Origin of the sequence: Kineococcus sp. NBC_00420 (assembly GCF_036021035.1) — a bacterium.
In the GTDB taxonomy this organism is placed as follows: Bacteria; Actinomycetota; Actinomycetes; order Actinomycetales; family Kineococcaceae; genus Kineococcus.
Genome location: NZ_CP107930.1, coordinates 4,167,309 through 4,190,992 on the forward strand (window position 1 = coordinate 4,167,309; position 23,684 = coordinate 4,190,992).

A 23,684-nucleotide genomic window follows, 5' to 3' on the forward strand; every position below is an offset into this window, starting at 1 on the left:
TCCTCGCTCGTGTCCCAGGTATCGCTCAGCGACCGGTGGCGACCACGGGAGCGGGGGTGAACACCGCCCGCAGGCAGCCGTCGGTCTTGTGCTTGAACACGTCGTACCCGCGCACCGAGTCCTCCAGGGACATCGGGTGCGTCGCCAGGAAGCTCGTCTCCAGTTCCCCCGAGGCGAGGTGGTTCAGCAACCTCGGGACGTAGCGCTGACCGTGCTGCTGCGCGGACCTGATCGTGAGTCCCTTGTTGAGCACGACTCCGGTCGGGAAGCTGTCCGTGAGCCCGTAGACCCCGAGGACGGCGACCGTGCCGGCCTTGCGGACGGCGAGGACGGCTTCGCGCAACGGTGTGGCCCGGTCCGTCTCCAGCCGCACGGCCTGCTTCGCGCGGTCCACCAGGTTCTGCACCCCGGTTCCGTGCCCCTCCATGCCGACGGCTTCGATGACGGCGTCCGGGCCCCGCCCACCGGTGGTCTCGCGCAGGAACTCCTGCACGCTGTCGACCTCGCTGTAGTCGAGCGTCTCGGCGCCCACGCGGGTGCGGGCCAGTTCGAGACGCTCGGGCAGCCGGTCGACGACGATGACGCGTTCCGCCCCCAGCAGCCGGGCCGAGGCGGCGGCCATGAGCCCGACCGCACCCGCGCCGAAGACGGCGACGGTGTCACCGGGTGAGATGTCGCAGAAGTCGGCGCCCATGTACCCGGTGGGAACCGCGTCGGAGACGAAGAGGGCCGACAGGTCGTCCACCTCGGGCGGGACCGTGAAGCAGTTCACGTCGCCGAACGGGACCCGGATGAACTCCGCGTGCGACCCCCCGTACCCGCCGAACGGCTGCGTGTAGCCGTAGATCCCGCCCGACGGGTAACCCAGGACGGGTTGTTGCGCGGCGGCGTGCGGGTTGGTGGTGTCGCAGAGGGAGTAGAGCTCCCGGTCGCAGTACCAGCAGTTCCCGCACGCGATGAACGACGGGACGACGACGCGGTCATCGACCCGCACCCGGGTGACCCCGGGCCCGACCTCCACGACCCGGCCCATGAACTCGTGACCGAAGACGTCACCGGGGAGCATCCCGGGCAGGTACCCGTCGATGAAGTGCAGGTCCGATCCGCAGGTGCTGCTCAGCGACACCTGCACGACCACGTCACGCGGGTTCACGATCGCCGCGTCCGGCACCGTCTCGACGGCGAGGTCGTTGACCCCGTTCCAGACCAGGGCCCGCATCAGCGCTTCCCGTCCCGTCCGCTGGGAACTTTCCCCAGGGTGGGTGCCTCGCCGGTCTGCAGCAGGGCCCGGAGGCGGTAGAGCATCGTGAAGGCCAGTCCGCCGCCGACCTCGCCCGTCCCGGCCGGAACCGTCAGACGCAGGACGACCTCCGCGCCCAGACCCTGCGGTGCCGGCCACGCCTCGACGGTCACGACGGGTTCGTCCGGGTTCTGCGCCGAACCCCCGCTGAACACGACGCGGTTCGGTTCGACCTGGGCCTGCGTCTCGATCGTCGTGTCCGCGACGGTCCAGGCGTAGACGCCCGCAGGACTCCGGTGCACGCTCCCGGCGGGAGAAACCATCGTGTCGAGCACGTCGGGATCGAGGCAGGCCCGGAGGACGTCCTCCACGGTGCGCGCGATGGTCAGGGTCTGCTGCTCGGTGGTGCTGCCGCCGTCGCGGTGCAGGAGGGTCCGCGTCGCCGCGGAAGCGGCCCGCCGGGCCAGGTCCTGTGCTCTCGTCGTGTCCATCGACCGTCCGTCCTCGTTCGTCGGAGGTTTGGAACGCCCGCTGCTCGACGGCCCACCTGAGGTGCACCCACTCTGGCCGAGCCCGGATCGCTGCGCACCTCCTGCGCTCAGCGGTAGCGCCGGGGCACCGTCCACGGGGCGCCGAAGACCGCGTCGAACTCCGCGGGGTGGAAGGGGCTGTCGCCACCGGCGGGGTAGTTCGTCAGCTCGCCGAAGACGATGCGGTCAGGGAGGTGGTAGAGGTCGACCCGGACGAAGTCGGTACCGGCCGCGAGCCGTTCCGCGAGGTCGATCATCTCGCCCAGTCGCGAGGTGGAAGTCCTGCGCGCGAGCTCCGAACCGGCCGGAGTCGACCTGGACGAAGTGGCACCGTCCGTGGAACGCGAAGAACTCGTCGTCCGGGGCGGCACCTGTCCGTAGACCCACTCCCGGTTCGGCCCCTGGCCGTGGAGTCGGCTCGTCCAGTGCTCCTCGATCGCCACGAGGCTGCCCCCCTTGGGCGTAGACCCAGCTCCACCGGGCCTGCGGGAGCCGGGCCTGCGCAGGAGCCTCCGGTGAGACGACGACGACGGCCCCGCTGCCGTGGGTGGGTTCGACGACGTACTCGGGGGGGAGCGCGAGCGAACGCAGTTCGGTGGGGTCGGTCAGGACCGCGAACGCGCGGGGGAGGTACTGCTCGCCGGCGACCGCCGCGACGTGTTCGCGCACCGCGGCCTTGTCCGCGAACGTGACGAGCAGAGGACGGTGGTCCCGCAGCAGCCGCCACCCCCGCACCAGTCGACTGCGTTCGCGCCAGCGGGGCCGGGGTTCCCGAACCGCCCAGCGCGATGGTCCGGTGGTGCTTCGACGTCCCCGTGGCCGGCCATGAGTTCGACGTGGTCCTGACGAACCCGCCCGGCGTCCCGGCGGACTCCGGGATGGCCGCGAGCCTGCTCGACGATCGCCTCGGTGCGCACGTGGTGCGGGCCTGGGTGCAGGACCGCTCGGTCCTCGTGCAACCGCTCGAAGGAGCGCTCCTCCGATGATCCACACTGCGGTCCACCGAGGTGCGGTCGAGGATGTCCGCATGAACGCTGTGGACGATCTTCGTGCGTGGAAGGTGCTGGCCCCCGCCGGGTTGCTGGCCGTCGGGGCGGGGGTCTCGGTGGTGAGCGACGCGGCGGGTCGTCGCGGGCGACGGGCCCCCGCGCTGCAGTGGTTCGCCGAGGGCACCGTGGGCCTCGTGCTGCTGAACGGGGGCCTGAGCCTCTTCGGCGAGGCGGTCAAGCGCCGAGCCCTGCACGACGTCGCCGCCCGGACCGGCGGGGCACCCGGTCCGCGGTGACGACGTTGCGGCGTTCGGGGGACGACCCCTGGGGAAACCGGCGCCCGCTGCCGATGGAGACGGGGTGTCGACCGTGCTCTCAGCTGCCACCATCCACGACGTGATCGCCGCCAACTCCGTGCACAGCGTGTTCCAGCCGATCGTCGACCTGACGACCGGTGTGGTCGTGGCCTACGAGGCGTTGGCCCGCGGGCCGGTCGGACCGCTGCACCGACCCGACGACCTCTTCGCCGCGGCGAGGTCGGCCGGGGTCCTGGCCGAACTGGACCAGGCCTGCCGGGCGGCGGCCTTCCGCGGCGCGATCGAGCACTCCCTCGTCGCCCCGCTCACGTTGTTCGTCAACGTCGAGCCGGAGGTCCTCGACACCGCGCCGCTGAGCGACCTGCTCGCCCTCGCCGACGGTGCCCCCGGGGACCTGCGCGTCGTCGTGGAGATCACGGAGCGCGCCCTCGCGGCCCGTCCGGCGGAGCTGTTGCGCACCGTCGCGCGGATCCGCGAGATCGGCTGGGGCGTCGCGCTCGACGACGTGGGCGCCGACGCCATGTCGCTGGCCTTCATGCCCCTGCTGCGCCCCGACGTGGTCAAGCTGGACCTGCGGCTGGTGCAGGAACGTCCCGGTCCGGCCGTGGCCCAGATCATGAACGCCGTCAACGCCTACGCCCAGTCGACCGGTGCGTGGATCCTGGCCGAGGGGCTGGAGGACGAGCAGCACCTCATGACCGCCCGGGCCCTCGGGGCCCGGTTGGGGCAGGGGTGGATGTTCGGCCGCCCGGCGTCACCGCCACCACCGGTGCTGGCCGTGGGCCGGTTGCCGCTCCTCGATCCCGTCGTGACGGTCGCCCCCCAGGACACCTCTCCCTTCGCCGTGCTGCCGACGGGGACGGAACTGCGCCGCTCGCCCAAGCCGCTGCTCATCGAGGTCAGCAAGCAGCTGGAACGCGAGGCGATGCGCCTGGGCGACACGTGCGTCGTGGCCTCGACGTTCCAGGAGGCCCGTCACTTCACCCCGGCCACCCGCAGTCGCTACCTGGACCTGGCCGACCGCGTCGGGTTCGTCGCCGCCTTCGGCGAGGACCTCCCCACCGTCCCGGTGCCGGGGGTCCGCGGGGCGACGCTGGCCCCGGAGGACCCGGTGCGGGGGGAGTGGGACGTCGTCGTCCTCGCCCCGCACTTCGCCGTCGCCCTGCTCGCGAGGGACCTGGGCGACCAGGGCCCCGACACGGAGCGGATGTTCGAGTACGCCCTGACCTACGACCGCGACACCGTGATCGCCGCCGCGCACTCCCTGCTCTCCCGGGTCGTCCCGCGCACCGCCGAACCGGTGCTCCGGGGTGACGTCGTCCCCGCGCCCCCCCGGCGGACGGTGACGCCCGCCCCGGTCCACCGAGGCGGTCTCCGCGGTGCGGAGGACCTGTTGGAGCGAGCCCTGAGCGCCACGAGCAACGGCGTCACCATCGCCGACATGAGCCGGCCCGACCACCCGCTGATCTACGTCAACTCCGCCTTCGAGGAGTTGTCCGGGCTGCGTTCCGAAGAGGTCCTGGGGCGCAACTGCCGCTTCCTGCAGGGAGCCGACACCGACAGTTCCGTCGTCGACTCCATCCGGTCGGCGATCGCCGCCGGGGAGGAGTGGCGGGGTGTCGTCCTGAACCACCGCGGCCCCGGACGGACGCCGTGGTGGAACGAGATCCACCTGGCCCCCGTCCTCGACGAGACGGGGCGCGTCGTGCAGTACATCGGCGTGCAGAACGACGTCACCGACCGGGTGGTGGCCCAGCGTCAGGTCGAGACCGAGCGCGCCAAGGTCCGCGAGCACGTCGCCCGGATCGAGCAACTCGCCTACACCGATCCCCTCACGGGGTTGGCGAACCGACGGCGCATCGAGGAACTCGTCGAGGCCGCCCTGTGGACCGCGCGCCTCGGAGACACCACCGTGGCGTTGCTGTTCTGCGACCTCGACGGTTTCAAGGCCGTCAACGACGACCTGGGCCACGCGGCCGGTGACGACCTGCTGGTGCACGTGGCGGGTGAACTGCGCCGTTCGTTGCGTCGCGGCGACCTGCTGGCGCGCCTGGGTGGTGACGAGTTCATCGTCGCTCTCACCGGGCTCGAGGTCGCGACCGCGACCGAGACGGCCGCTCAGGTCGCGGCGACCCTGGCGGAGCGGTTGTCCAACCCGGTTCGGCTGGGATCGGGAGAGGTCTCGGTGGGGGCCAGCATCGGCGTCGCGACCTACCCCCGGCAGGGGGAGACCTTCGCGGGACTGCTGCGCGCGGCGGACCACGACATGTACCGCGTCAAGGACACGCACCGCGGCGCGCGCTGAGGCCTGACACCTGCTGCACCGCAGCCGAACACCTCCATTCCAGGGGTTGCGCGCCCCCGGTGTGGAGTGCTAGAAAAACCGTGTCCGGATCGGTCGAACCGATCCGTCGACGGTTGGCAGCGCATCTGGTTCTCGAGAGACCCGGAGGTGGTGGACATGCTGATGCGCACTGATCCCTTCCGAGAGTTCGACCGCCTGGCCCAGCAGGTGCTGGGGACGACGGCCCGGCCCGCGGCGATGCCGATGGACGCCTGGCGCGACGGCGACGAGTTCGTGATCGAGTTCGACCTGCCGGGGGTGGATCCGGCGTCCGTCGACCTCGACGTGGAGCGCAACGTGCTGACGGTGCGGGCGCAGCGACCGGTGTCGGAGGGCACGGGCGAGATGCTCGCCGCGGAGCGCCCACGGGGCGTCTTCAGCCGGCAGCTGATCCTCGGCGACAACCTCGACACCGAGCGGATCGAGGCCGCCTACCGCGGCGGCGTCCTGCGTCTGCGCATCCCGGTCGCGGAGCGGGCGAAACCGCGACGCATCGAGATCGCGACCGAGGACGACCAGCACGCCCTCACCTCCTGAGGGGGGTTCCCGTGGACACTGCGATGCGGGGGAGCGACGACGCCTTCGCCGCCGTGGTCTCCCTCCTGCAGGAGTGGGTCGACGCGGAGTTCGCGGCGGTGGTCGCCACCTGGGACGAGGACGACGGCGACGACATCGGCGGGCACGGTTGCCGCTGCGTGACGGGCGCCGCCCCGGAACCGGGTGGGACCGACCGCGGCGCGGGCGAGGATCACCGTCACCCCCACGCCGTCGACGCGGGAGAGCGTGCTCTACCCGGGCGGCGGGTGCGCTCTCCTCCGTGCTGCTGAACGCCCGGGTCCGTCCCGTTCCGTGAGGGGCGGGACGGACCCGAGCGTGCCGTGGCCGAACTAGCGTTCGGCGCCGACGACCCGCTGCGTGAGCCACGTGTCGAACTCGTCGGCGGGCAGCGGACGGGCGTGCAGGTAGCCCTGTGTCTCGTCGCAGGCGAGCGCCGCGAGCGCTGCGAGGGTGGCTTCGTCCTCCACCCCCTCGGCGACGACCCGGAGCTGCAGGGCGTGCGCCAGGTTGATGGTGTTGGCCACGATGGCCGCGGCGCGCGGGTCGCTGAGCAGGTCCATGGTGAAGGACCGGTCCAGTTTGAGTTCGCTGACGGGCAGTTGTCGCAGCTGGGTCAGGGAGGAGTAACCGGTTCCGAAGTCGTCGATGCTGACCTGCGCTCCCAGCGCCCGCAGACCTTCGACGACGGAGAGGCTCCGTTCCGGCTCGCGCAGCAACGCCGTCTCGGTGACCTCCAGGACCAGTGAGGTGGCGGGGACGCGGTGGTGGGTCAGCAGCGCGTTCACGGTCGCGGGGAGGGAGGTGTCCAGCAGGGTTCCCGCGGCGAGGTTCACGGAGACCCGGACGTGCAGGCCCTCACGGTGCCAGCGGGCCTGCTGGGCCACGGCCTGCTCGAGCACCTCGCGGGTCAGGGCGTCCATCAGCGCGTGCGACTCCGCCAGGGGGAGGAACCGTCCCGGCATCAGCAGGCCCAGGACCGGGTGCTGCCAGCGCACCAGCGCTTCCACGCCGGCCAGTTCTCCTGTCGTCGCGACGAGTTGCGGCTGGTAGTGCAGGCGCAGTTGTCCTCCGGTGATCCCCTGGCGCAGGTCGGCCACCATGGACAGCAGGCCCCGGGTCTCGCCGTGGCGGGCGGAGTCGTAGGTGGTGCAGCGCAGGTCGTTCCGTTTCGCGTCGTACATCGCGGTGTCGGCCCGGCGCAGCAGCATCGCGGCGTCGACGGATCCCTCGCCACCGGGGGAGTCCGACGTCGGCCAGTGCGCCCGTCCGACGCTGAGGTCCACGTGCACGCTCATCCCGGCGAGGTGGAAGGGTTCTGCGAAGGCCTCGTCGAGCGCGCCCAGCACCGCCTCGCCCTGCGCCCCCGCGTTGCTGACGATGGCGAACTCGTCACCGCCGAGTCGACCGAGCACCGTCGCCGCCGGGAGGGCGGGTTGCACGCGTTGGGCGACCATGCGCAGCAGGTCGTCACCGGCGCTGTGGCCCAGTCCGTCGTTGACCTCCTTGAAGTGGTCGAGGTCGAAGACCACCACCTGGAGGCCCGGCTCACGGGTCCCGGGGTGGGCCAGGGTGTGGTCCAGCTGCCGCACGATCGCGCGGCGGTTGGCGATGCCGGTCAGGTCGTCGGTCAGGGCCTCCTCCCGGCTCGCGGCCAGTTGGGCGAGTTCTCCCGTGTTGACCAGCAGGCGGACGCTGGAACCCAGGACACCCGCCAGGCCGACGACGGCCAGGATGCCGGGAGCGCCGGTGGCGACGACCGTGACGGCGGTGCCGAGACCTGCGAGGACGACGACGAAGGACCCGACGGTGGACTTCACCGGGTCCGAGGACTGGGTCGGCACGAACCGCACCGGGAGGATCGCCGCCGTGGACAGGGCCAGCAGACCCAGGGCCCACACCGGGAGGGACCAGGCCGGGCGGGTGACGCCAGCTCCGACGAGGGCGGCGAGGCCCCCGGCGCCGGCCAGCAGGTACGCGGCGGTCACCAGCCACAACCGGACGTCGCGGTAGAGCCGTCCGGTGAAGGCGGCGGTCAGCGCGGCCACCACCAGGACGATCACCGCGGAGTCCTGCACGAGGAGCACCTGCCGGAGCCCGGGGAGCGACGTGAGCAGCCCCCCTCCCGCGGCGTGTCCCTGGGGTGTGGTCCAGACCAGCACGCTGCCCAGGACGGCGGTCGCGACGAGGAGCGACGCGCACCCGTTGAGGAGGTCGTCGGGGTCGACGCCGGACCCGTGCCGGCTCCACCGGACCAGGGCCCGGTAGGCCAGCGGGAAGGTCAGGACCCCGCAGACCCCGGCCGGCACCTCGGCCAGCGGAGCGGTCCGGGGGACGATCGCGACGACGACGGTGACGACCGCGCCCATGCCGTAGAGGAGGCAGCCGAGGCTGAACATCCGCCAGACCGACCGTTCGGCGGTGGCCCGGCGGGCCCGCCACCGCACGATCCACCAGGTGGCGGCCAACGCCGTGAAGGACAGCGGGAGCGCCAGTGCGGACCGCACGCCGGCCGGGTCGGGCCCGGAGACGGTGAGGAACAACCCGATCGCGGAGACGGCGAGCACCCCCAGGGCCCCTCGGGGCAGGACCGTCCTCCGGAGGGAGGCGAGGGCACCCGGGCGCGAGGACGGCACGTTGTCACTTCGGCTCACCGGGGGGCCCACCTGAGACCCACCGTCCGTCGGAGGGTGGAGTTCCCCCGGCCGGGTGAACGTGCGTGAATCGTTCAAGGGGCGTCGTCGCGGTTCCGATGCTCGGACGATCCACTACGTGGTGGGCGTCACCTGCAGAGGAGCCTCGACACCGTGTTCACGAACCCGCGACCGCAGCCGACCCGGAGGGGGAAGGCCGCCACGATCGCGGCGCTGACCCGTTCCGCGACCGACAGCGCTGCCGACGTCGAGGCGATCACCGAGGTGCTGCGCGCCCTCTCGACGGTCACTTCCCCGCAGGAGGCGGTCCGCATCGCGTTGGACACGGTGCGCGACCGGTTCGGCTGGGCCTACGGCTCCTGTTGGACGCTGGAGGCCGACGGTGACCGTGGGGAAGGTGTGCTGCGCTTCGCCCAGGAGTCCGGCGACGTCGGCGCGGAGTTCCGGGAGATCTCCTCGGTGGCGTCCTTCGCCGAGGGCGAGGGGTTGCCGGGGAGGGCGTGGCGTGCCCGCGACCTGGTCTTCGTGGCGGACCTGGCGCAGGTTCCCGACTGCGTCCGCGCCCCGGCCGCGCAACGAGGCGGGGTGAGGTCCGGGGTGTGCTTCCCGATCGTCGAGCAGGGCCGCGTGGTGGCCACCATGGACTTCTTCACCACCGAGGAGCTGGTCCCGTCACCGGGCCGGCTGGCCTCGTTGCGGGCGGTCGGTGTCCTGGTCTCCGGTGCTCTCGAACGTGCCCACGAGACGGTGCGGCAGGAAAAGGCGACCCAGGACGTCGACGCGGTCTCCGCCGTCGTCCGCGAGCTGACGACGGCTCGCGACGAGCAGACGGCGCTGCGCACCGCCCTGGCGACGATCCGGCGCGAGTTCGACTGGCAGTACGGGTCCTTCTGGCGCCTGGACGAGTCCGATCAGCGGAAACCGGTCCTGCGGTTCGAGCTGGAGTCCGGCGACGCCGGGGAGGAGTTCCGCGCGGTGACCCTGTCCGCGTCCTTCGCCCGGGGCGTCGGCTTGTCGGGCCGGACCTGGGCCGCGCAGGACCTGGTCTTCGTCGAGGACCTGGGTGAGATGACCGACTGCGTCCGCGCCCCGGCCGCGCAACGTGCCGGGGTGAGGTCGGGGGTGTGCCTGCCCGTCCTCGTCGGGGGTCGCGTGGTCGGGACCATGGACTTCTTCGCCACCCGCACCCTCGTCATGTCCTCGAGCCGGGAGAGCGCCCTGCGCAACACCGCGTTCCTGGTCGGTCAGGCGATGGAGCGCTTCGCCGCCGGCACCCGGTTGCACGACGCGGGTGGGGAGCTGCTGTCCTCGATCGCGGAGGTGGAGCGCAACGTCACCTCCGCCGCGGGGGTCGCCGCCCGGGGGGAGGCGCTGGCCACGGAGGCCAACGACCAGGTCGCGGCGTTGGGGCGGGCCAGCGCGGAGATCGACGAGGTGGTGCGGGCGATCCAGTCGATCGCCGCCCAGACGAAGCTGCTGGCCCTGAACGCCTCGATCGAGGCGGCCCGAGCTGGGGAGGCCGGCAAGGGTTTCGCCGTCGTGGCGAGCGAGGTGAAGGAACTCTCCGGCCAGACCGAGCGCGCCACCGACGACGTGGCGACGAAGGTCGCCACCATCCAGGACCGGGTCGCGGCCGTGGTCACCTCGTTGGCCGGCATCCACGCCGCGGTGGAGGAGATCAACCAGACCCAGTCCCTCATCGGTGGCGTCCTCACCGAGCAGGAAACGACCACCCGCGCCGTCCTGGCCTGAGCCTCCGACCTCGCACCGGAACAGGACGTCAGCGCGTCGCGAGGACGACGGCCACGGTAGCGAGGACCGCGCCGACGCCGGTACCGGCGACGACCTGGGCGGGGGAGTGGGCCTGGACGCGCACCCGGGCCAGGGCGACGAGCGGGACGGCGAGGAGGACGGGGAACCACACGGGGAAGAAGCCGACGACCACGACGGCGGAGGCCGTCGCGACCATCGCGTGCAGCGAGATCTTCCAGAACCTGGACACGGCGAAACCCACGAGGGCGCAGGACGTCATCAGGCCCAGGAGGACGAGCGAGGCCGGGGAGGCGTCGATCAGGACGAGCAGCCCGGCGGTGAGGACGGTCAGGCCGGCCACCATCGCCATGAGCTTCGGTCGGTCCTCGCGGTTGCGGACGTGGTGGTCCTCGTAGCGTCCGCGACGGACCCCGACCGCGACGACGGCGTAGGGCACGACCGCGCAGACCAGGGTGACGAGGAGTCCCGTGAGGACCCCGCGCCAGAGCGGGGTGGTCGTGGCGGCGGCGATGAGGACGGGCATGACCGCGGCCAGGACCCAGGGCGCGAGGACCTCGCTGACGACCACGGCCCAGCGCGTCGTGCTCATCGTCACCGGTCCCCTGCCTCGTCGTGCGAGTCCCCGTGGAGCGCTCGTGTCAGGCGATGTCCCCGACGCGCAGAGCTCGGGTGATCGACTGGGCGGTGCTCGACGTCCCGTACCAACGGCGGGCCTGACGGAGGTGCGCCGACACGGCGGCGAGGTCCAGTCGCAGGGCAGCCGCTGCCTCGGAGGCCGAAGCGCCCTGGCAGATCAACTGCAGGATCGTCGACTGGAGGACCGGCGGAGGTGTGGCGTGGGCGCCGCTCTGCTCGCGCAGGCCCCACTCCGGTGCGACGGTCGGCGACGTCAGGCACTCGATGGCCAGGTGGTCGTCGACGACCTGGATCCCTCCGTCCCGGTGCACCCGCCGGATCAGTCGGCTCACGTAGGGCCGGGCGGCGGGGTCGATCTCGGTGACGCGCTCGAGGTGACGAGGGGCGTCCTCGGGGTCCATACGTCCACCTCCGTGGTGGTGCACAGTCTCGGGGCATCCGTGCTCGTGCTCACCGTGCGCCGAGCGGTAGGCCGGTGACTACCGTCCCGCCACCGTAGCGTGTTTGCGCGAACATGAACACGGACTCCTCCCCACCTCTTCAGCCTCCGGGTGGCAGCATGGCCGTCGTGCCCCCGCCCGGATCCGAGGAGAGTGCCCCCGTGCCGGGCGCAGCGCCCGCGAGCCGCCGCCGCCGACCGAGCATGGCCGACGTCGCCACTGTGGCCGGGGTGTCGGCCCAGACGGTGTCGCGGGTCTCCAACGGCCGCGAGAACGTCGACCCCCAGACGCGGGAGAGGGTGCGCGAGGCCATGGCCGCCCTCGGCTACCGCGCCAACTCCGCCGCCCGGTCCCTCGCGACCGGATCCTTCCGCAGCATCGGAGTCATCGCTTCGACGTTGACCACGTTCGGGGCGCAGCAGGCCCTGGACGGGGTGGCCGACGAGGCCCGCCGGTTGGGGTACGACGTGATGCTGATGCCGCTGAAGGCACCGTCGCCCGAGGAGATCAGCGGAGCGGCCGACGTCATGTCGGGCCGCCACAACGTCGACGCCATCGTGGTCTGCGTCGAGTCCGGGGTGGTGGAGTCCCTCTTCGGCGGGCTCCACGTCGACGTCCCGATCGTCGTGACGGACGGCGGCGCCCGACATCCCCGCTTCACCACGGTCGACAGCGATCCCGAGCCCGGACTCCGAGCAGCCCTGACCCACCTGATCTCCGGCGGGCACACCCGCATCTGGCACGCCGGCGGACCACCGGACTCCCACAGTGCGATCCACCGCCGCCAGATCTGGGAACAGGTGCTGCGCGAGCACGGACTCCCGGCGCAGACCTGCCTCCTGACGAACTGGTCCAGCGAGTCCGGTCACGCCGCAGGACTCCTCGTGGGCGCGGCGACTCCCCGACCGACCGCGGTGGTGTGCGCCAACGACCAGACCGCCCTGGGGCTGATCCGGGCCCTGACCGACCTGGGGGTGCGGGTACCCGACGACGTCAGCGTGGTCGGCTTCGACGACGTCGAAGCCGCACGGTTCTCGGTACCCCGGCTGAGCACCGTCCGTCACGACATCCAGGAGGTCGGCCGCCGGGCGGTCAGGACCCTCATCCAAGAACTGTCCCCGGGGACCGAGGTCGGTCCGCTCGGGCTGGTCCCCTCGGTGTTCGTCGACCGCGAGAGCACCGCGCCGCTGACCGGTCCGAACCTCTGACCGGGGACGTCAGTCGAAGGGGAGGACGTCGCTGACGATGACCGCGTACTTCTCCCAGTTCTCGACGGATTTCTCGTGCGCGGTGACGACGCCGTGCCAGACGCCCTTGCGCCGCTGGGCCAGGACCGCGTAGAACCCGATGACCATCGTGCCGACGACGACGTGGTCCCCGCTGATGATGTTCACGACCTCCGCACTGACCTCGACCCAGGAGTTCGAGGCCGGGCCGGTGATGTGGATCGATCTCTTGACGTTCTCTTCGGAGGTTTCGTGGTGCGCTCACTCGCGAAGAGTTCGCCCGAGGGTTCGTCGTGCGCCCGAACGGTTCAGGTCCACTACCTTCGCGTAGACGGGGTTCAGGAACGCATACCGGTGCGGACGGCGAGGGAGACGAGTTGTGCACGCTCGCGGGCACCGACCTTGGTCATGGCGCGGTTCGCGTACGTCTTCACCGCGAACGGAGGACGAAGAAACGGACCACGATCTCGGTGTTGTCCAGCCCGGTGACGATGGCCTTGACCACCTCGAGTTCGCGGGCGGTGAGTCGTTCGAAGCGGACGGAGACCTCCGGGTCGCCGGGAACGGGGGGTGCGGTCGGCGACGTGTTCGACCAGGGCGGTGGCGGCCGGGTGCGACAGCGCCTTGTTTCCGTCGTGCAGACCGAGGATCCCGTCCGTGGGCCAGCTCGCGCACACGGACGATGATGCTGCCGAGGGGAAGATGGCCGACACTCAATGCCTAACCTCAGTCATCACCGTTCGCTTCGAGTTCGACACCACTGTCCGATCCGTCGACGGCTTCCCCGATCTCAGGGCCGGACGAAACGACGGGTCCGTCGTCGGGCAACTTCGGCGCTGGAGGGACCCACGCGCGCAGCGGCTGCACCACCGTGGTGTAGAAGTTCTCCAACCCGTCGGTGACCGAGGGGATGAACGCGTTCTTGACTCCCGATCGTTTCGTGCCCATGGCACTCGTGCGCGACAGGGTGAATGCGGCCACCTCGACGTCACGTTCAGGGAGGAGGGCAGCGGGTTTGTCCCGCACGTCACCCAGGCGTTCGCAGGTGGAACCGCTGCGCGCAGCGAAACTGACATCCACCAGGACGTCATCGGGAGCGTCTTTGAGCTGCCGCAGCAGCCAGGCGACACGACGCTGCGCTCCACCCTCCTGAGGTGCCTGCACGCGCACACTGGTGCGCACCTGACTCGTCCGCAGGTCGGCCACCACGGTCAGAGGTCCCGCAGCACCCGGCACCCGGACCGTGGCCTCCAGCTCGCCGGAGCTGACCAGCCGAGCAGTCGTCGCAGCGATCCGAGCGACGGGATCGGTGGCGACCTTGCGCGGCAGCACGTGGGTGACTGTCACTCCCAGTTCCGCGGTCAGTCGCAACCGCAGTTGACGCACCAGCCTGATCCAGGCCTCTGCCACTGCAGGCACCTTGCGATCACCGGTGCGCAGGGTTCCCGCCGAAACCGCTTCTCGGACCCCGACCCATGCCGAGCCCATGTCCTCGAAGCCGGACGCACCGGATCGCGGGTGCTGAAGGTAGCGGATCAGTTCGTGCAGCAGCCAGGCCTGCAAGGGATCCGCCACGCCCCGGTGGATCAGTGCCATCTGCGCCTCGTGCAGCACTTCGGCCCAGGAGATGTGGTGCAGGGCGACCTTGCGCAGTTTGCGCTTGTCGACCTCGACCGGGTGTTCGCCCGCGGCTGGGGGGATGTCGTTGGAGAGGGTGATGACGGCATCGAATCCTTGCGCGCGGGCCACGTCGAGGTAGTTCTCGACCTGGTCCCGGCGCAGTTGTCCATCACCGGTCTTGACTTCGACGAGGCCCGTCCAGGTCTTACCGGCACGGGCCACGCGCAAGACCCCGTCTGGGTAGACGCGCGTTTCGCCGAGGTCGAAGGGAACCTCCAGGTACGCCTCGACTGCGCCGCCGGGAGCTCCGAAGTGGGAGACGACCGCACGGGCGAAGGACCGCACACCCATCATCGTGGCCAGCACCGCGGAGGTGGCGCGCTTCTCCTGCTCCCCGGCGCTGCCGACGCCGTAGATGGAGAACACGCGAGCCGGTTGCCAGGTGTCGGCTCCAGCCAGGCGCAACGCGGGCGGCCTGGCGGCTACCGTCGCGACCTTGCGGGTCTGCACTCCCTTGCGGGAGGGCTGCGGCCGGCGGGGAACCGTGCCGACGACTGGTGCAGGCGTCTCGACGGCGATCGACGGTTGCCGGTCCTCACCGACGCGCACCGTCACGGTCGCGACGACGGGGGCTGACACCTCAGGGAGTCGGAGCCCTGCCACCTCTTCCTCGCCCGGGGCGGCCGGGGGCACCTGGGAAGGCTCTGCTTCGAGACCTGAGACGACACGGTCGACCTCGTCGACGACCTCGACCAGGTCGTCACCCGGGGCCTGGGGTGGGATCGCGGCACTCTCGGTCCTGTCGGTCGTACCGTCGGCCCCTTCGCCTTCGACAGCAGGCGAGGAAGGCGGGGCCGGTCGATGCCCTGTCTCCTCGTCGGGCTCGTCCTCGTCGGGCTCATCGCTGACGGAGACGCCGAAGTCCTGCGCCAGTCCTGCCAGCCCGCTGTCCCAGCCCTGGGCCACCGTGCGGATCTTCCAGGTGCCCGAGCGGCGGTAGACCTCGGCGAACACGAACGCGGTTTCGTTGCCGGCGTCGTCGATGTCGCACACGGTGAGGATGGTGTTCGCCGCATCGAGGAGGAGCAGGCGCAGCCCGGAGAGTTCTCCGAAGGTGCCGGTGGAGCGACTGGCGGCGATCGCGATGACTTCCACCTCGCCGCTGAGCTCGTCCAGGTCGATGGAGAGTCGTTCCTCGACGGTGTCCTCGGACTGCGCCCGGCCGGTGTGACGGACTGCCCCGTCGCCGGACGCAGGTTGGTTGTAGAAGACGAAGTCGGCATCCGAACGCACGCGCCGCGCGCCGGTGAGCAGGAGGGCCGATGCGTCGACGTCGGCTTCGTGATCGGTTTCGCGCCAGCTGACCACTACCCGCAGGCGACGTGCCTCGGTGGGCAGGGTGCGGTTGGCTCCGCGGGGCAGTGACAGGTCTTCCACACCACGAGTCTGCCCACTTTCGGCGTCCGGTACAGGTGTTCTCGTGGATCGGTGGCGGTCGTGCTTCCGGAGCCACGCCCTCAGGCGGGAGCGTGACGGTACCTCCGGTCTGCTGCGCCGTCGGCCCGAGGCGAAGCACGCAGGGTGACGATTCTTTGTGAATTGGTAGCCCTGTGTCATCAGTCGAGGCATGCTGGGACTTGGCCTGGTCCGGAGTGGGGCACCAGGGCACGGGAGCGAACGCACTGATCTGGAGGACGTCGTGGGCATCGCCTGGGTCGAGGCGGTCCGGCTGGCGCGTGCCAACCGCAGCCAGCACGAAGAGCTCGAAGATCGACACGCCGCCCTGATCACCCGTGCGGAGCGCGAGCGCCAGGCACAGGAACGGCGTCGTCGGGAGGTCTACGAGGAGGTCCTGGTGCCTTTCCGCGACGTCTTCGCGCGGCTGAAGAACGTCGACCTCGTCGAGCTGGCCGGCATCGACCTGCCCACCGCCGGACGCACCCCCCAGGTGGAGGTCACCCAGGTCCGTTTGAACGCCCTGCACACCGTCGGGGCGCTCGCCGGGGGGCTGGGCGTGGGAGCGGGAGCGGGGGTCACCGCCTTCGCCACCGTCGGTGCGTTCGCGGCGGCCTCCACCGGGACGGCCATCTCCGGACTGTCGGGTGCGGCTGCCACCAGCGCCACCCTGGCGGCCCTGGGGGGAGGCTCTCTGGCGGCCGGTGGTGGTGGGGTCGCGGCCGGCACCCTCGTGCTGGGCAGCTTGGTCGCGGCGCCGGTGGTGCTGGCCACGGTCGGCGTGGTGGCCTGGCAGGGGCGCCGCCAGCGCCGCCTGCAGCGTCGAGGGGCGGAGGACCTCGACCAGGCCGACATCGAGCTGAGCCGAGCGGAGGAGGACACCGACGCGGTCATCCGTCGCAGTCGGGCGGTCCGCAATCTGCTCACCGACCTCCAGGCCGAGGCTGCCCAGCGTCTCGAGGACTTGCGGGTCCTCGTCGACACCGAGACCGACTACGCCGCCTACCCCCCGGCCCGACGGGCGCAGGTGGCGACGACGGTGTCGTTGATGACGACGACGATCTCCGTGATGGCCACCCCGCTCGCGGACGAGAACGGAGTGGTGACCGTCCTGTCGGGCAGGGTGGTCGAGGACGCCCGAGAGCGACTGCAGGACCTGGTCGAGGAGGATGCCGCGACCGCGGACGACCCCGTCGACACCGGCGCGAGCGCCAGTAGGGGTGCTGAGGCGGACGAGTCCACGAGCTCGGTGGTGTCGGCGTGAGCGAGCAGGCGGCCGACGAACCCCAGAAGAGCTCTGAGCTTCCTCCGCGCGTCGATGGGGCGGGATTCGACTCCTCGGAGTCCCGTGAGCCCGATGCGTCTCGGGCACCCGGGGCCGCGACGAAGGTGGGGGTTCAGGCGGCGGCCTGGGCACTGGTGAACGCTGCAACCCGCCGCCATGCCGCCCAGACCGCGGAAGCCCTGCGCATCCGTGAACTCGCCGAGCAAGTCGCACAGCGGTACCGCAACGTCGGCCTGCCCCAGCGTGCCGGGCACCTCTTCGAGGTCATGCACGAAGCGACGTTCAACCACGACGCCATCGCCGAAGGCTCGAAGATCCGCGCCTCCACGACCGAGTGGGTCGCTGGCGGGTCGCAGAGCGCCCCGGCAGACCTGCACCTCAGAGACGAAGGTGGACGGCTGCTGGCTGCGGCCCAGGCGAAGCTGATGGGGAAGGCGACGACCGCCGCGAGCGGCATCTCTCACGAGCGCTACACCGGCCAGCAGCGCCTCATTGGCAGCGACAAGCTCACCGCCGTGGAGAACCTGCTCGACCGGCGTCTGCGCATGAACCCGGAGGGCTTGAAGTTCGACGACTACGTCGATGCCCGTGCCCACGTCACCGACACCCTGCACATCGACACCACCGACGCCGCCGGGCACGTCACCACCGTGCACAGCCGCCCGGTGTCCACCGAGCAGGCCCACCGCGCCGCCCGCAACCCCTCCGGCTGGGGCGGCAAGCACGCCGCTTCCGTCGCCTCCCGTGAAGTCGGCGCGGCGATGGCGGTCGGGGCAGCCACCGGGGCCGCTGTCGCGGGTCTGATGGAGGCTGCGAGTCAGGTCGCGCGAGTCCGCGCGGGAGAAACCACCGCTGCTGCCGCCGCCGCGACCGCCGCTGGGGCCGCGGCGATGGGGGCGGTGCGCTCCGCCGCCGGAGCGGGGCTGGGCAAGGCCATCGGCATCGCCGCCCGAACTGGGGTCCTGCCCGCTGCCTTCGGCCAGGCCTCCGCACCCGCGGCGATGGCCGGCGCCGTCGGCGACATCACCGCCGCCGGTGTCGCCTTCGCCCGCCGCGACATCGACGCCGGCGAGCTTGCCGCACGCTGCTGCGACTCTGCGCTGCGCGCGACGCTGGTCGGGGTGTGCAGCGGGCTGGGGCAGACGGTGATCCCCGTGCCGGTCGTCGGGGGTCTCGTGGGGGCGGTGGTGGGTCAGGCCGCAGCAACCCTCATCAGCCAGGGTCTGCGGGCCGCGGTGGCCGTGGCCCGCGCCGAACTCGCCGCCGGGGAGGACATCGACGAGGAGGACCTCGCCGCCCTGGAGGACGAGACCGCCTCTGCGCTCGCCACGGCGATGCTGCTCGCGGAGTCTGAGCGGGCACTGGGGGAGGAGCACGGTGCCAACGTCATCGCCACCGTCAGCCCGCTGCTCGAGGAGGCCTTGATCGCCGTGACCAGCGGCGACCCGGACGAGGCACAGGAACGGCTCGCCGAGGTCGCGCGCTGCTTCAACGGCCAACCGCTTTTCGTGACGTCGGACGAGTTCGAGGAGTGGATGGCGGATCCCCTGACGGCGTTGACGATGAACCCCAACTGGTAGCGACTCCTGTCGACCCGGTTGCCTGCCCGTCCAACTCGTCGGAAGTCGTGAGCGGGTTGCCTCGTGAGCTGGGCGTGCCCGGGGCGGAGCAGGTGTCGGTCACCCTGGCCCAGGACGAGAGCGAGGCGCGCGGCGTCGCCTTCACCGGAGAGCTGGCGGCCCGCCTGGACGAACGGCGGTACGAGGACGGGTTCGGCCCCACGCCACAGTGTTCCAGCACCTGTCGCTGCGGTCCCAGCGCAGCGACCGGAAACTGCGTGACGTCGCCGCCGACGTCGTGGCCAACCTCTGAAACCCGGTTCGAGGGCGGCTCTCCCGAACCCGTGCACACCCCTGTTCACCGGGGAAAGGCGTGGCGACGGGCGACGATGGTGGCGACCGCGGCGGGAACCACGACGGCGAGGGAGACCCACGACAGCGAGCCGACGCCGAAGTTCCCGATGAGGGCACCCCCGACGACCGCGCCGGCACCGATCATGAGGTTCACGAGGGTGACCATCACCGCTGCGATGGAACCGGATCCGGCGGCCCGGAAACCCGCGGTGAGGAACCACGTCGCCCCGCCGCCGAAACCCAGGCCCCACAGCGCCGCCGCGAGGTACACCAGCACCGGACCGACCGTCGCGAAACCGAGGGCGAGGAACGCGGTGGCGAGCAGCAGCACGCCGGCGACGGTGAGGTGACGGTGACGGCGGTCGATCCACACCCCGGTGACGAGGATGCTCGCGAAGGCGGCGACGCCGAACGTCAGCAGGACCCACTCGACCTGGCTCGCGATGCCGGCTTCGTCGACCACGGGGGCGATGCAGGTGCAGAGGACGTGGTGGGCCAGGAAGGAACCGCCCATCACGGCGAGGATCGTGAACACCCCGGGAGTTCCCCGGAGGACTTCACGGCGTGCGCGTTCCTCGCGCGGCGGCCGGGTGGCGACGACGCCCGGCAGTCCGGGGAGCGCGATCAGGACCCAGACGATGGTCGCCACACCGGCGAGATCGGTGGCGGCGGAGGTGGAGTGCCTGCTGGTCATGGTGCCCAGCAAGGTTCCGAGGGGGAGTTCGAGCGACAGGGCCACGGGGGTTCCCGCGTTCGCGATCGACATCGCTCGCCCCTGCTTCGACGGCGAAGTCGTCGGTCACGGCGATGACGAGGTCGGCGACCACGAAGGCCACCAACCCGGTCAGGGGGACGGTTGCGCGGTTCCACCGCCGGAGGGCGGCGCTCGGGGGATGGCGCTGACCGCGGTCGCGAGGGCGTAGACCGTGACCGTCCGGCCCGCGACCGCCTCGGTCACGTCCAGGGATCTGGCGATGTCGGGCAGGAGGCCGGCGGGGACCTCGAGGCCCGGTTCCCGGGCCTGCTGGCCGCGGTCTTCGCCGGGGGGGTCGACAGGCGAGGTGCTCCCGTCCTGATCGCATGATCTGCGTCACACGAACCGCGAACCGCGGCTCGCGCCGCTGGGTGGGGGGAGAACGACAAAGGATCCCGGCTCCGTGGGGAGCCGAGATCCTGTGCTGCAGAGGACGATCCCTGCAGATAGAGCCGAGTGCGCCATCCTGGACTCGAACCAGGAACCCGCTGATTAAGAGTCAGCTGCTCTGCCAATTGAGCTAATGGCGCAACGAGAGGAACTCTACCAGTCACCTGGCCGTGCCACGAAATCCGGTCCCCGGGGGAGCGAGAGGGGGCGTGCCCCCGGGAACCCGGACCTCGTGCGGTGCGCAGGATCAGTCCTGCTTCCACCACTCCTCGTCGGGCAGGCCCTCGGACTCCAGCAGCTCCGCGGAGTGCGGGCCGTCGGGCGAAGCCATGTCCATGATGAGCGACAGCGGGATGTGCTCGGAGAGCATCTCCATCACCGGCTCGCTCATCGCGTCCGCCTGGGTCTTGTCGTGCGTCATGCGTCCTCCCGAGGATCGACACCCCCCGCGAACAGGGGACGCACATGTGTTCGTCGTCCGTGAGCCCTTCCTTGAGAGTCCGCCCGGGCGGAGGACCCGTCCGGCGCAGAGTTCCGGGGCAGGGTCACCGCGCGTGCAACGGTTCACCCCGGTGGGTGCCGAAGGCGCTGGGCTGAACGCGTCGACCGTGCGACTGCTCACGGCGCACGGCCACGACCGCGGCGATCCGTCGTCGCCGGCGCCGGGTGGCGGCGGCGTCGAGCGGGTAACGGGTCAGCACCGGAGCGGTCATGATCACACCGTAGGGAGCGGCCGGGGGCGGCACATCACCCTCGCGCCGTAGCCGGGCATCACCCGCTGGGATGACCCCGGGCGACGTCCAGGGGGCAATCAGGTGGCCGACCGCCCACCACCGGAGCACAGTGGGCAGGTGCGCAGCGAGGGGCGGTGGGGGATCGACCTCACCATGCCCCAGTCGCTGCTGCTGGCCCTGCACCTCCGCGACGCGGCGGGCCTGCGGCCCCCGACCTCGCCCCTGCTGCCCGACCTCCCGCCGCTGGACCCGGTGTCCATCCCGCTGCACACCGCGGGCGCCGACGTCGCCGGCCTCGAGACCGCGGGACGGCAGTGGGCCACCTGGTGGGCCCGGTCCTTCCCCGGCGGGGCCGACGCCCTCACCTCGATCCTGCCGCCCCGCTACCCGGGACTGAACGGGATGCCCGAACTGCGCGGCCTGGCCGAACTGGGGATGGACGACGCCGTCACCTGGTGCGCCCGCGCCCGCGAGGTGGAGAAGCGCATCATCACCCGCACCGCGACGGCGCTGTTCGAGACCAACCTGCTCACCGACGTCGAGCACGAGCTCGGACGCCGCATCCGGCCGTTCTTCCTGCAGGTGATCGTCCTGCCCGTGGCCGGCTCGCACCACTGGGACGTCGTCGGCCAGCCGGTCATCTCCCTCGGCCTGCGAGCCGACCGGGACGCCTACCTCGTCTGGCTGCGGGAACAGCTGATCGGGATCGGGCACGCGCGGTTCGGGGTCACCGACCGCACCGAACGACCCTGACCCCCCGCTGACGCGACCGGGAACGACGAAGGGCCCCGACGACGTCGGGGCCCTTCGCACGTGGGGTGAGTGACGGGACTTGAACCCGCGACTTCCTGGACCACAACCAGGTGCTCTACCAGCTGAGCTACACCCACCACGGCACGCTCGACCGCTGCGCGGCTCACGTGACGGGTCGAGGATACACGGGCGCCGGGCTGCTCCGGGACAGGATTCCCGGCGCACCCTGCCGAACGGGTCAGGCCTGGGGTTTGAGCTCGAACTTCGCGCCCGCGGCCTTCGCCGTCTCGGAGTCCGGGCCGGGGTCCGCCACGAACAGCACCTCGCGGTAGTACTTCAGCTCCTGGATGCTCTCGCGGATGTCCGCGAGCGCCCGGTGACCGCCGTGCTTGCTCGGGGTGTTGAAGTACACCCGCGGGAACCAGCGCTTGGCGAGTTCCTTGAGCGAGGACACGTCGATCAGCCGGTAGTGCAGGTGGTCCGTCAGCTGCAGCATGTCGCGGGCCAGGAACGCGCGGTCGGTGTGGACCGAACTGCCGGCCAGCGGCGCCTTGCGGGGCTCGGGGACCCACTTCCGCACGTACTCCAGGACGATCTGCTCGGCCTCCGCCAGCGTCTTGCCGTGGGGGATCTCGTCGAGCAGCCCGGAGGAGGTGTGCATGTCGACGACGACCTTGTCCATGTCGACCAGCGTCTCCGCGGGGGGCTTGATGACCACGTCGACGCCGTCGCCGAGGACGTTGAGGTCGGCGTCGGTGACCAGCACGGCCACCTCGACGAGTGCGTCCTCGGTCAGGCTCAGCCCGGTCATCTCGCAGTCGATCCAGACGATGCGCTCGGTGACCTTGTCGTTGCTCACGGGCTCAGACTAGAGGTCCGCCGGAGCAGGAGGAGTGGGTGACGGGCCAGCCCTTACCCTCGACGCATGTCGGCGCCGCGCGTCCGCGCGTCCGCGCTGCTCCCGTTGAGCGTCCTCGTGCTCGTGGTCTGCGGGCTGCTCAGCCTCACCGCGGTGACCATGGAGGTCGGCCTCCGGGGGGTGCTGCCGGGGCTGGCGCTGGCCGCCGTCCCGGTCGGCCCGGTGCTCGCGACCGTCCTCTGGCTGGACCGGCACGAGGCCGAACCCCCGCACCTGCTCGCCTTCGCGTTCGGCTGGGGCGCCTGCGTCGCGAGCCTGGGCGCGCTCGTCCTGAACACCGGGGTCTCGCGGTTGCTGGACCGCTCGGTGGGGGACGTGACGAACACCTCCGTCTTCGTCGCACCGGTCGTCGAGGAGACGCTCAAGGGGCTCGGGGTCCTGCTGCTCCTGCTCAAGCAGCGCCGGCAGTTCGACGGGGTCGTGGACGGGATCGTCTACGCGGCGTTCGTCGGGGTCGGGTTCGCCTACCTGGAGAACGTCCTCTACCTCGGCCGCGCCCTGGGGGACGACCAGCCGGCGTCGCTGGTGGTGGTGTTCGTGCTGCGCTGCCTGGTGTCGCCCTTCGCGCACCCGCTGTTCACGATGGCCGTGGGGGTCGGGTTGGGGGTCGCGGCCCGCCACCGCCGGGCCTCGTACCGCGTCGGGGCGCCGCTGCTGGGGCTGCTGGTGGCCGCCGTGCTGCACGCGCTGTGGAACGCCAGCGCGGGGTCGGGCACGGCGAACTTCATCGAGGTCTTCCTGCTGCTGCAGGTCCCCGTGTTCGCCGCGGCCGTGGCGGTGGCGCTCGCGGCCCGGGTGCGCGAGGCGCGGCTCATCGGTCGCCACCTGCAGGTCTACGTCCGGACGGGGTGGCTGGGGGAGGCGGAGGTCGCGATGCTCGCCTCCGGTACCGGGCGGCGGCGGGCGCGCTCCGTGGCCTCCGGCGCCGGGGGGCGTGACGCGGTGCGGGCCGTGCGCGACTTCCAGGAGACGGCGACGGAACTGGCCTTCCGGCGCGACCGGATGCGGCGGGGGACGAGCGCGTCGAGCCCGGAGGAGGAGCTGGAACTGCTCGAGCGGCTCGCGGTGCAGCGGACGGCGGTGCTGGGGCTGCTGCCGTAGCGCCCAGGCTCACGGGCCGTTCACAGCCGGTCCTGGGCGCGACGGCAAGGTCGTGG

General features: G+C 71.5%; 22 protein-coding genes, 2 tRNA genes and 1 pseudogene. 11 read left to right on the forward strand and 14 right to left on the reverse strand.

Annotated features, from left to right (window positions below; translation table 11 throughout):
- Positions 1-25 precede the first annotated feature (25 nt).
- The 3 genes from OG218_RS20565 to OG218_RS20575 all read right to left on the reverse strand — a co-directional run bounded on the left by OG218_RS20565 (position 26) and on the right by OG218_RS20575 (position 2,027).
- Complete coding sequence (locus tag OG218_RS20565) at positions 26-1,219, reverse strand: zinc-dependent alcohol dehydrogenase (RefSeq protein ID WP_328295084.1); 1,194 nt, start codon at positions 1,217-1,219, stop codon at positions 26-28.
- A complete protein-coding gene (locus OG218_RS20570; protein WP_328295085.1) occupies positions 1,219-1,731 on the reverse strand; it encodes a hypothetical protein in 513 nt (170 codons plus the stop codon). The genes OG218_RS20565 and OG218_RS20570 overlap by 1 nt, the downstream gene beginning before the upstream one ends.
- 107 nt (positions 1,732-1,838) lie before the next feature.
- The gene (locus tag OG218_RS20575; protein WP_328295086.1) at positions 1,839-2,027 is read right to left on the reverse strand and encodes an ATP-grasp fold amidoligase family protein; all 189 of its coding nucleotides are present in this window, start codon (positions 2,025-2,027) and stop codon (positions 1,839-1,841) included.
- Between the two features lie 558 nt (positions 2,028-2,585).
- Between OG218_RS20575 and OG218_RS20580 the strand changes: the two genes are divergently transcribed.
- The 5 genes from OG218_RS20580 (at position 2,586) to OG218_RS20600 (ending at position 6,247) form a co-directional block, all read left to right on the forward strand.
- Entirely contained in the window at positions 2,586-2,756 is a 171-nt protein-coding gene (locus tag OG218_RS20580; protein ID WP_328295087.1) for a hypothetical protein, read from the forward strand.
- 41 nt (positions 2,757-2,797) lie between these two features.
- On the forward strand, positions 2,798-3,055 hold the full coding sequence (locus OG218_RS20585; RefSeq protein WP_328295088.1) for a hypothetical protein: 258 nt from the start codon (positions 2,798-2,800) through the stop codon (positions 3,053-3,055).
- A 100-nt stretch (positions 3,056-3,155) separates the two neighbouring features.
- Positions 3,156-5,381, forward strand: coding sequence for a diguanylate cyclase domain-containing protein (locus OG218_RS20590; RefSeq protein ID WP_328295089.1), 2,226 nt, complete (start codon positions 3,156-3,158; stop codon positions 5,379-5,381).
- Between the two features lie 156 nt (positions 5,382-5,537).
- Positions 5,538-5,957, forward strand: coding sequence for an Hsp20/alpha crystallin family protein (locus OG218_RS20595; protein WP_328295090.1), 420 nt, complete (start codon positions 5,538-5,540; stop codon positions 5,955-5,957).
- 11 nt (positions 5,958-5,968) lie between these two features.
- On the forward strand, positions 5,969-6,247 hold the full coding sequence (locus OG218_RS20600) for a hypothetical protein (RefSeq protein WP_328295091.1): 279 nt from the start codon (positions 5,969-5,971) through the stop codon (positions 6,245-6,247).
- Positions 6,248-6,307: 60 nt separating this feature from the next.
- On the opposite strand, the gene OG218_RS20605 is transcribed toward OG218_RS20600, so the two are convergent.
- A complete protein-coding gene (locus OG218_RS20605) occupies positions 6,308-8,629 on the reverse strand; it encodes a putative bifunctional diguanylate cyclase/phosphodiesterase (protein ID WP_328295092.1) in 2,322 nt (773 codons plus the stop codon).
- A gap of 153 nt (positions 8,630-8,782) precedes the next feature.
- Between OG218_RS20605 and OG218_RS20610 the strand changes: the two genes are divergently transcribed.
- Positions 8,783-10,381 carry a GAF domain-containing protein gene (locus OG218_RS20610; RefSeq protein ID WP_328295093.1) on the forward strand — a complete coding sequence of 533 codons (1,599 nt, stop codon included), beginning with the start codon at positions 8,783-8,785 and terminating at the stop codon, positions 10,379-10,381.
- Between the two features lie 28 nt (positions 10,382-10,409).
- Here the strand turns inward: OG218_RS20610 and OG218_RS20615 are convergent, their stop codons facing one another.
- Entirely contained in the window at positions 10,410-10,991 is a 582-nt protein-coding gene (locus tag OG218_RS20615) for a phosphatase PAP2 family protein (RefSeq protein WP_328295094.1), read from the reverse strand.
- 49 nt (positions 10,992-11,040) lie between these two features.
- On the reverse strand, positions 11,041-11,439 hold the full coding sequence (locus tag OG218_RS20620) for a hypothetical protein (protein WP_328295095.1): 399 nt from the start codon (positions 11,437-11,439) through the stop codon (positions 11,041-11,043).
- 167 nt (positions 11,440-11,606) lie between these two features.
- On the opposite strand from OG218_RS20620, the gene OG218_RS20625 reads away from it, so the two are divergent.
- Positions 11,607-12,686: a LacI family DNA-binding transcriptional regulator gene (locus OG218_RS20625; RefSeq protein ID WP_328295096.1), complete on the forward strand. Its 1,080-nt coding sequence runs from the start codon at positions 11,607-11,609 to the stop codon at positions 12,684-12,686.
- A gap of 9 nt (positions 12,687-12,695) precedes the next feature.
- Here the strand turns inward: OG218_RS20625 and OG218_RS20630 are convergent, their stop codons facing one another.
- On the reverse strand, positions 12,696-12,872 hold the full coding sequence (locus OG218_RS20630; RefSeq protein ID WP_328295097.1) for a hypothetical protein: 177 nt from the start codon (positions 12,870-12,872) through the stop codon (positions 12,696-12,698).
- A gap of 558 nt (positions 12,873-13,430) precedes the next feature.
- Positions 13,431-15,761, reverse strand: a complete 2,331-nt coding sequence (locus tag OG218_RS20635; protein WP_328295098.1) for a TerD family protein — start codon at positions 15,759-15,761, stop codon at positions 13,431-13,433.
- Positions 15,762-16,023: 262 nt separating this feature from the next.
- Between OG218_RS20635 and OG218_RS20640 the strand changes: the two genes are divergently transcribed.
- Both OG218_RS20640 and OG218_RS20645 read left to right on the forward strand, forming a co-directional pair.
- The gene (locus tag OG218_RS20640) at positions 16,024-17,043 is read left to right on the forward strand and encodes a hypothetical protein (protein ID WP_328295099.1); all 1,020 of its coding nucleotides are present in this window, start codon (positions 16,024-16,026) and stop codon (positions 17,041-17,043) included.
- 155 nt (positions 17,044-17,198) lie between these two features.
- The gene (locus OG218_RS20645) at positions 17,199-18,644 is read left to right on the forward strand and encodes a hypothetical protein (protein ID WP_328295100.1); all 1,446 of its coding nucleotides are present in this window, start codon (positions 17,199-17,201) and stop codon (positions 18,642-18,644) included.
- Positions 18,645-18,981: 337 nt separating this feature from the next.
- Here the strand turns inward: OG218_RS20645 and OG218_RS20650 are convergent.
- The 4 genes and pseudogenes from OG218_RS20650 to OG218_RS20665 all read right to left on the reverse strand — a co-directional run.
- Positions 18,982-19,758 (reverse strand): annotated as a pseudogene (locus OG218_RS20650) (MFS transporter); the annotation flags it as partial.
- A gap of 430 nt (positions 19,759-20,188) precedes the next feature.
- A tRNA-Lys gene (locus tag OG218_RS20655) sits at positions 20,189-20,261 on the reverse strand.
- 107 nt (positions 20,262-20,368) lie between these two features.
- A complete protein-coding gene (locus OG218_RS20660; RefSeq protein WP_328295101.1) occupies positions 20,369-20,542 on the reverse strand; it encodes a hypothetical protein in 174 nt (57 codons plus the stop codon).
- A gap of 124 nt (positions 20,543-20,666) precedes the next feature.
- Complete coding sequence (locus OG218_RS20665) at positions 20,667-20,834, reverse strand: hypothetical protein (RefSeq protein WP_328295102.1); 168 nt, start codon at positions 20,832-20,834, stop codon at positions 20,667-20,669.
- 138 nt (positions 20,835-20,972) lie between these two features.
- Between OG218_RS20665 and OG218_RS20670 the strand changes: the two genes are divergently transcribed.
- Positions 20,973-21,608, forward strand: a complete 636-nt coding sequence (locus OG218_RS20670) for a hypothetical protein (protein ID WP_328295103.1) — start codon at positions 20,973-20,975, stop codon at positions 21,606-21,608.
- A gap of 61 nt (positions 21,609-21,669) precedes the next feature.
- Here the strand turns inward: OG218_RS20670 and OG218_RS20675 are convergent.
- Positions 21,670-21,745 (reverse strand) — tRNA-His (locus OG218_RS20675).
- A 101-nt stretch (positions 21,746-21,846) separates the two neighbouring features.
- Positions 21,847-22,467 (reverse strand): oligoribonuclease, encoded by a 621-nt coding sequence (gene orn / locus OG218_RS20680; RefSeq protein WP_328295104.1) that lies wholly within the window; start codon positions 22,465-22,467, stop codon positions 21,847-21,849.
- Positions 22,468-22,533: 66 nt separating this feature from the next.
- Here orn and OG218_RS20685 point away from each other — a divergent pair, with 66 nt between their 5' ends.
- Positions 22,534-23,628, forward strand: a complete 1,095-nt coding sequence (locus OG218_RS20685; protein WP_328295105.1) for a PrsW family intramembrane metalloprotease — start codon at positions 22,534-22,536, stop codon at positions 23,626-23,628.
- Positions 23,629-23,684 lie beyond the last annotated feature (56 nt).

Excerpts from the sequence above, each read along its gene's own strand:
- OG218_RS20575 (WP_328295086.1), bottom strand. The coding sequence starts at position 2,027 with ATGATCGACCTCGCGGAACGGCTCGCGGCCGGTACCGACTTCGTCCGG.
- OG218_RS20570 (WP_328295085.1), bottom strand. The coding sequence starts at position 1,731 with ATGGACACGACGAGAGCACAGGACCTGGCCCGGCGGGCCGCTTCCGCG.
- OG218_RS20595 (WP_328295090.1), top strand. The coding sequence starts at position 5,538 with ATGCTGATGCGCACTGATCCCTTCCGAGAGTTCGACCGCCTGGCCCAG.
- OG218_RS20585 (WP_328295088.1), top strand. The coding sequence starts at position 2,798 with ATGAACGCTGTGGACGATCTTCGTGCGTGGAAGGTGCTGGCCCCCGCC.
- OG218_RS20665 (WP_328295102.1), bottom strand. The coding sequence starts at position 20,834 with ATGACCGCTCCGGTGCTGACCCGTTACCCGCTCGACGCCGCCGCCACC.
- OG218_RS20620 (WP_328295095.1), bottom strand. The coding sequence starts at position 11,439 with ATGGACCCCGAGGACGCCCCTCGTCACCTCGAGCGCGTCACCGAGATC.
- OG218_RS20660 (WP_328295101.1), bottom strand. The coding sequence starts at position 20,542 with ATGACGCACGACAAGACCCAGGCGGACGCGATGAGCGAGCCGGTGATG.
- OG218_RS20615 (WP_328295094.1), bottom strand. The coding sequence starts at position 10,991 with ATGAGCACGACGCGCTGGGCCGTGGTCGTCAGCGAGGTCCTCGCGCCC.
- OG218_RS20685 (WP_328295105.1), top strand. The coding sequence starts at position 22,534 with ATGTCGGCGCCGCGCGTCCGCGCGTCCGCGCTGCTCCCGTTGAGCGTC.
- OG218_RS20565 (WP_328295084.1), bottom strand. The coding sequence starts at position 1,219 with ATGCGGGCCCTGGTCTGGAACGGGGTCAACGACCTCGCCGTCGAGACG.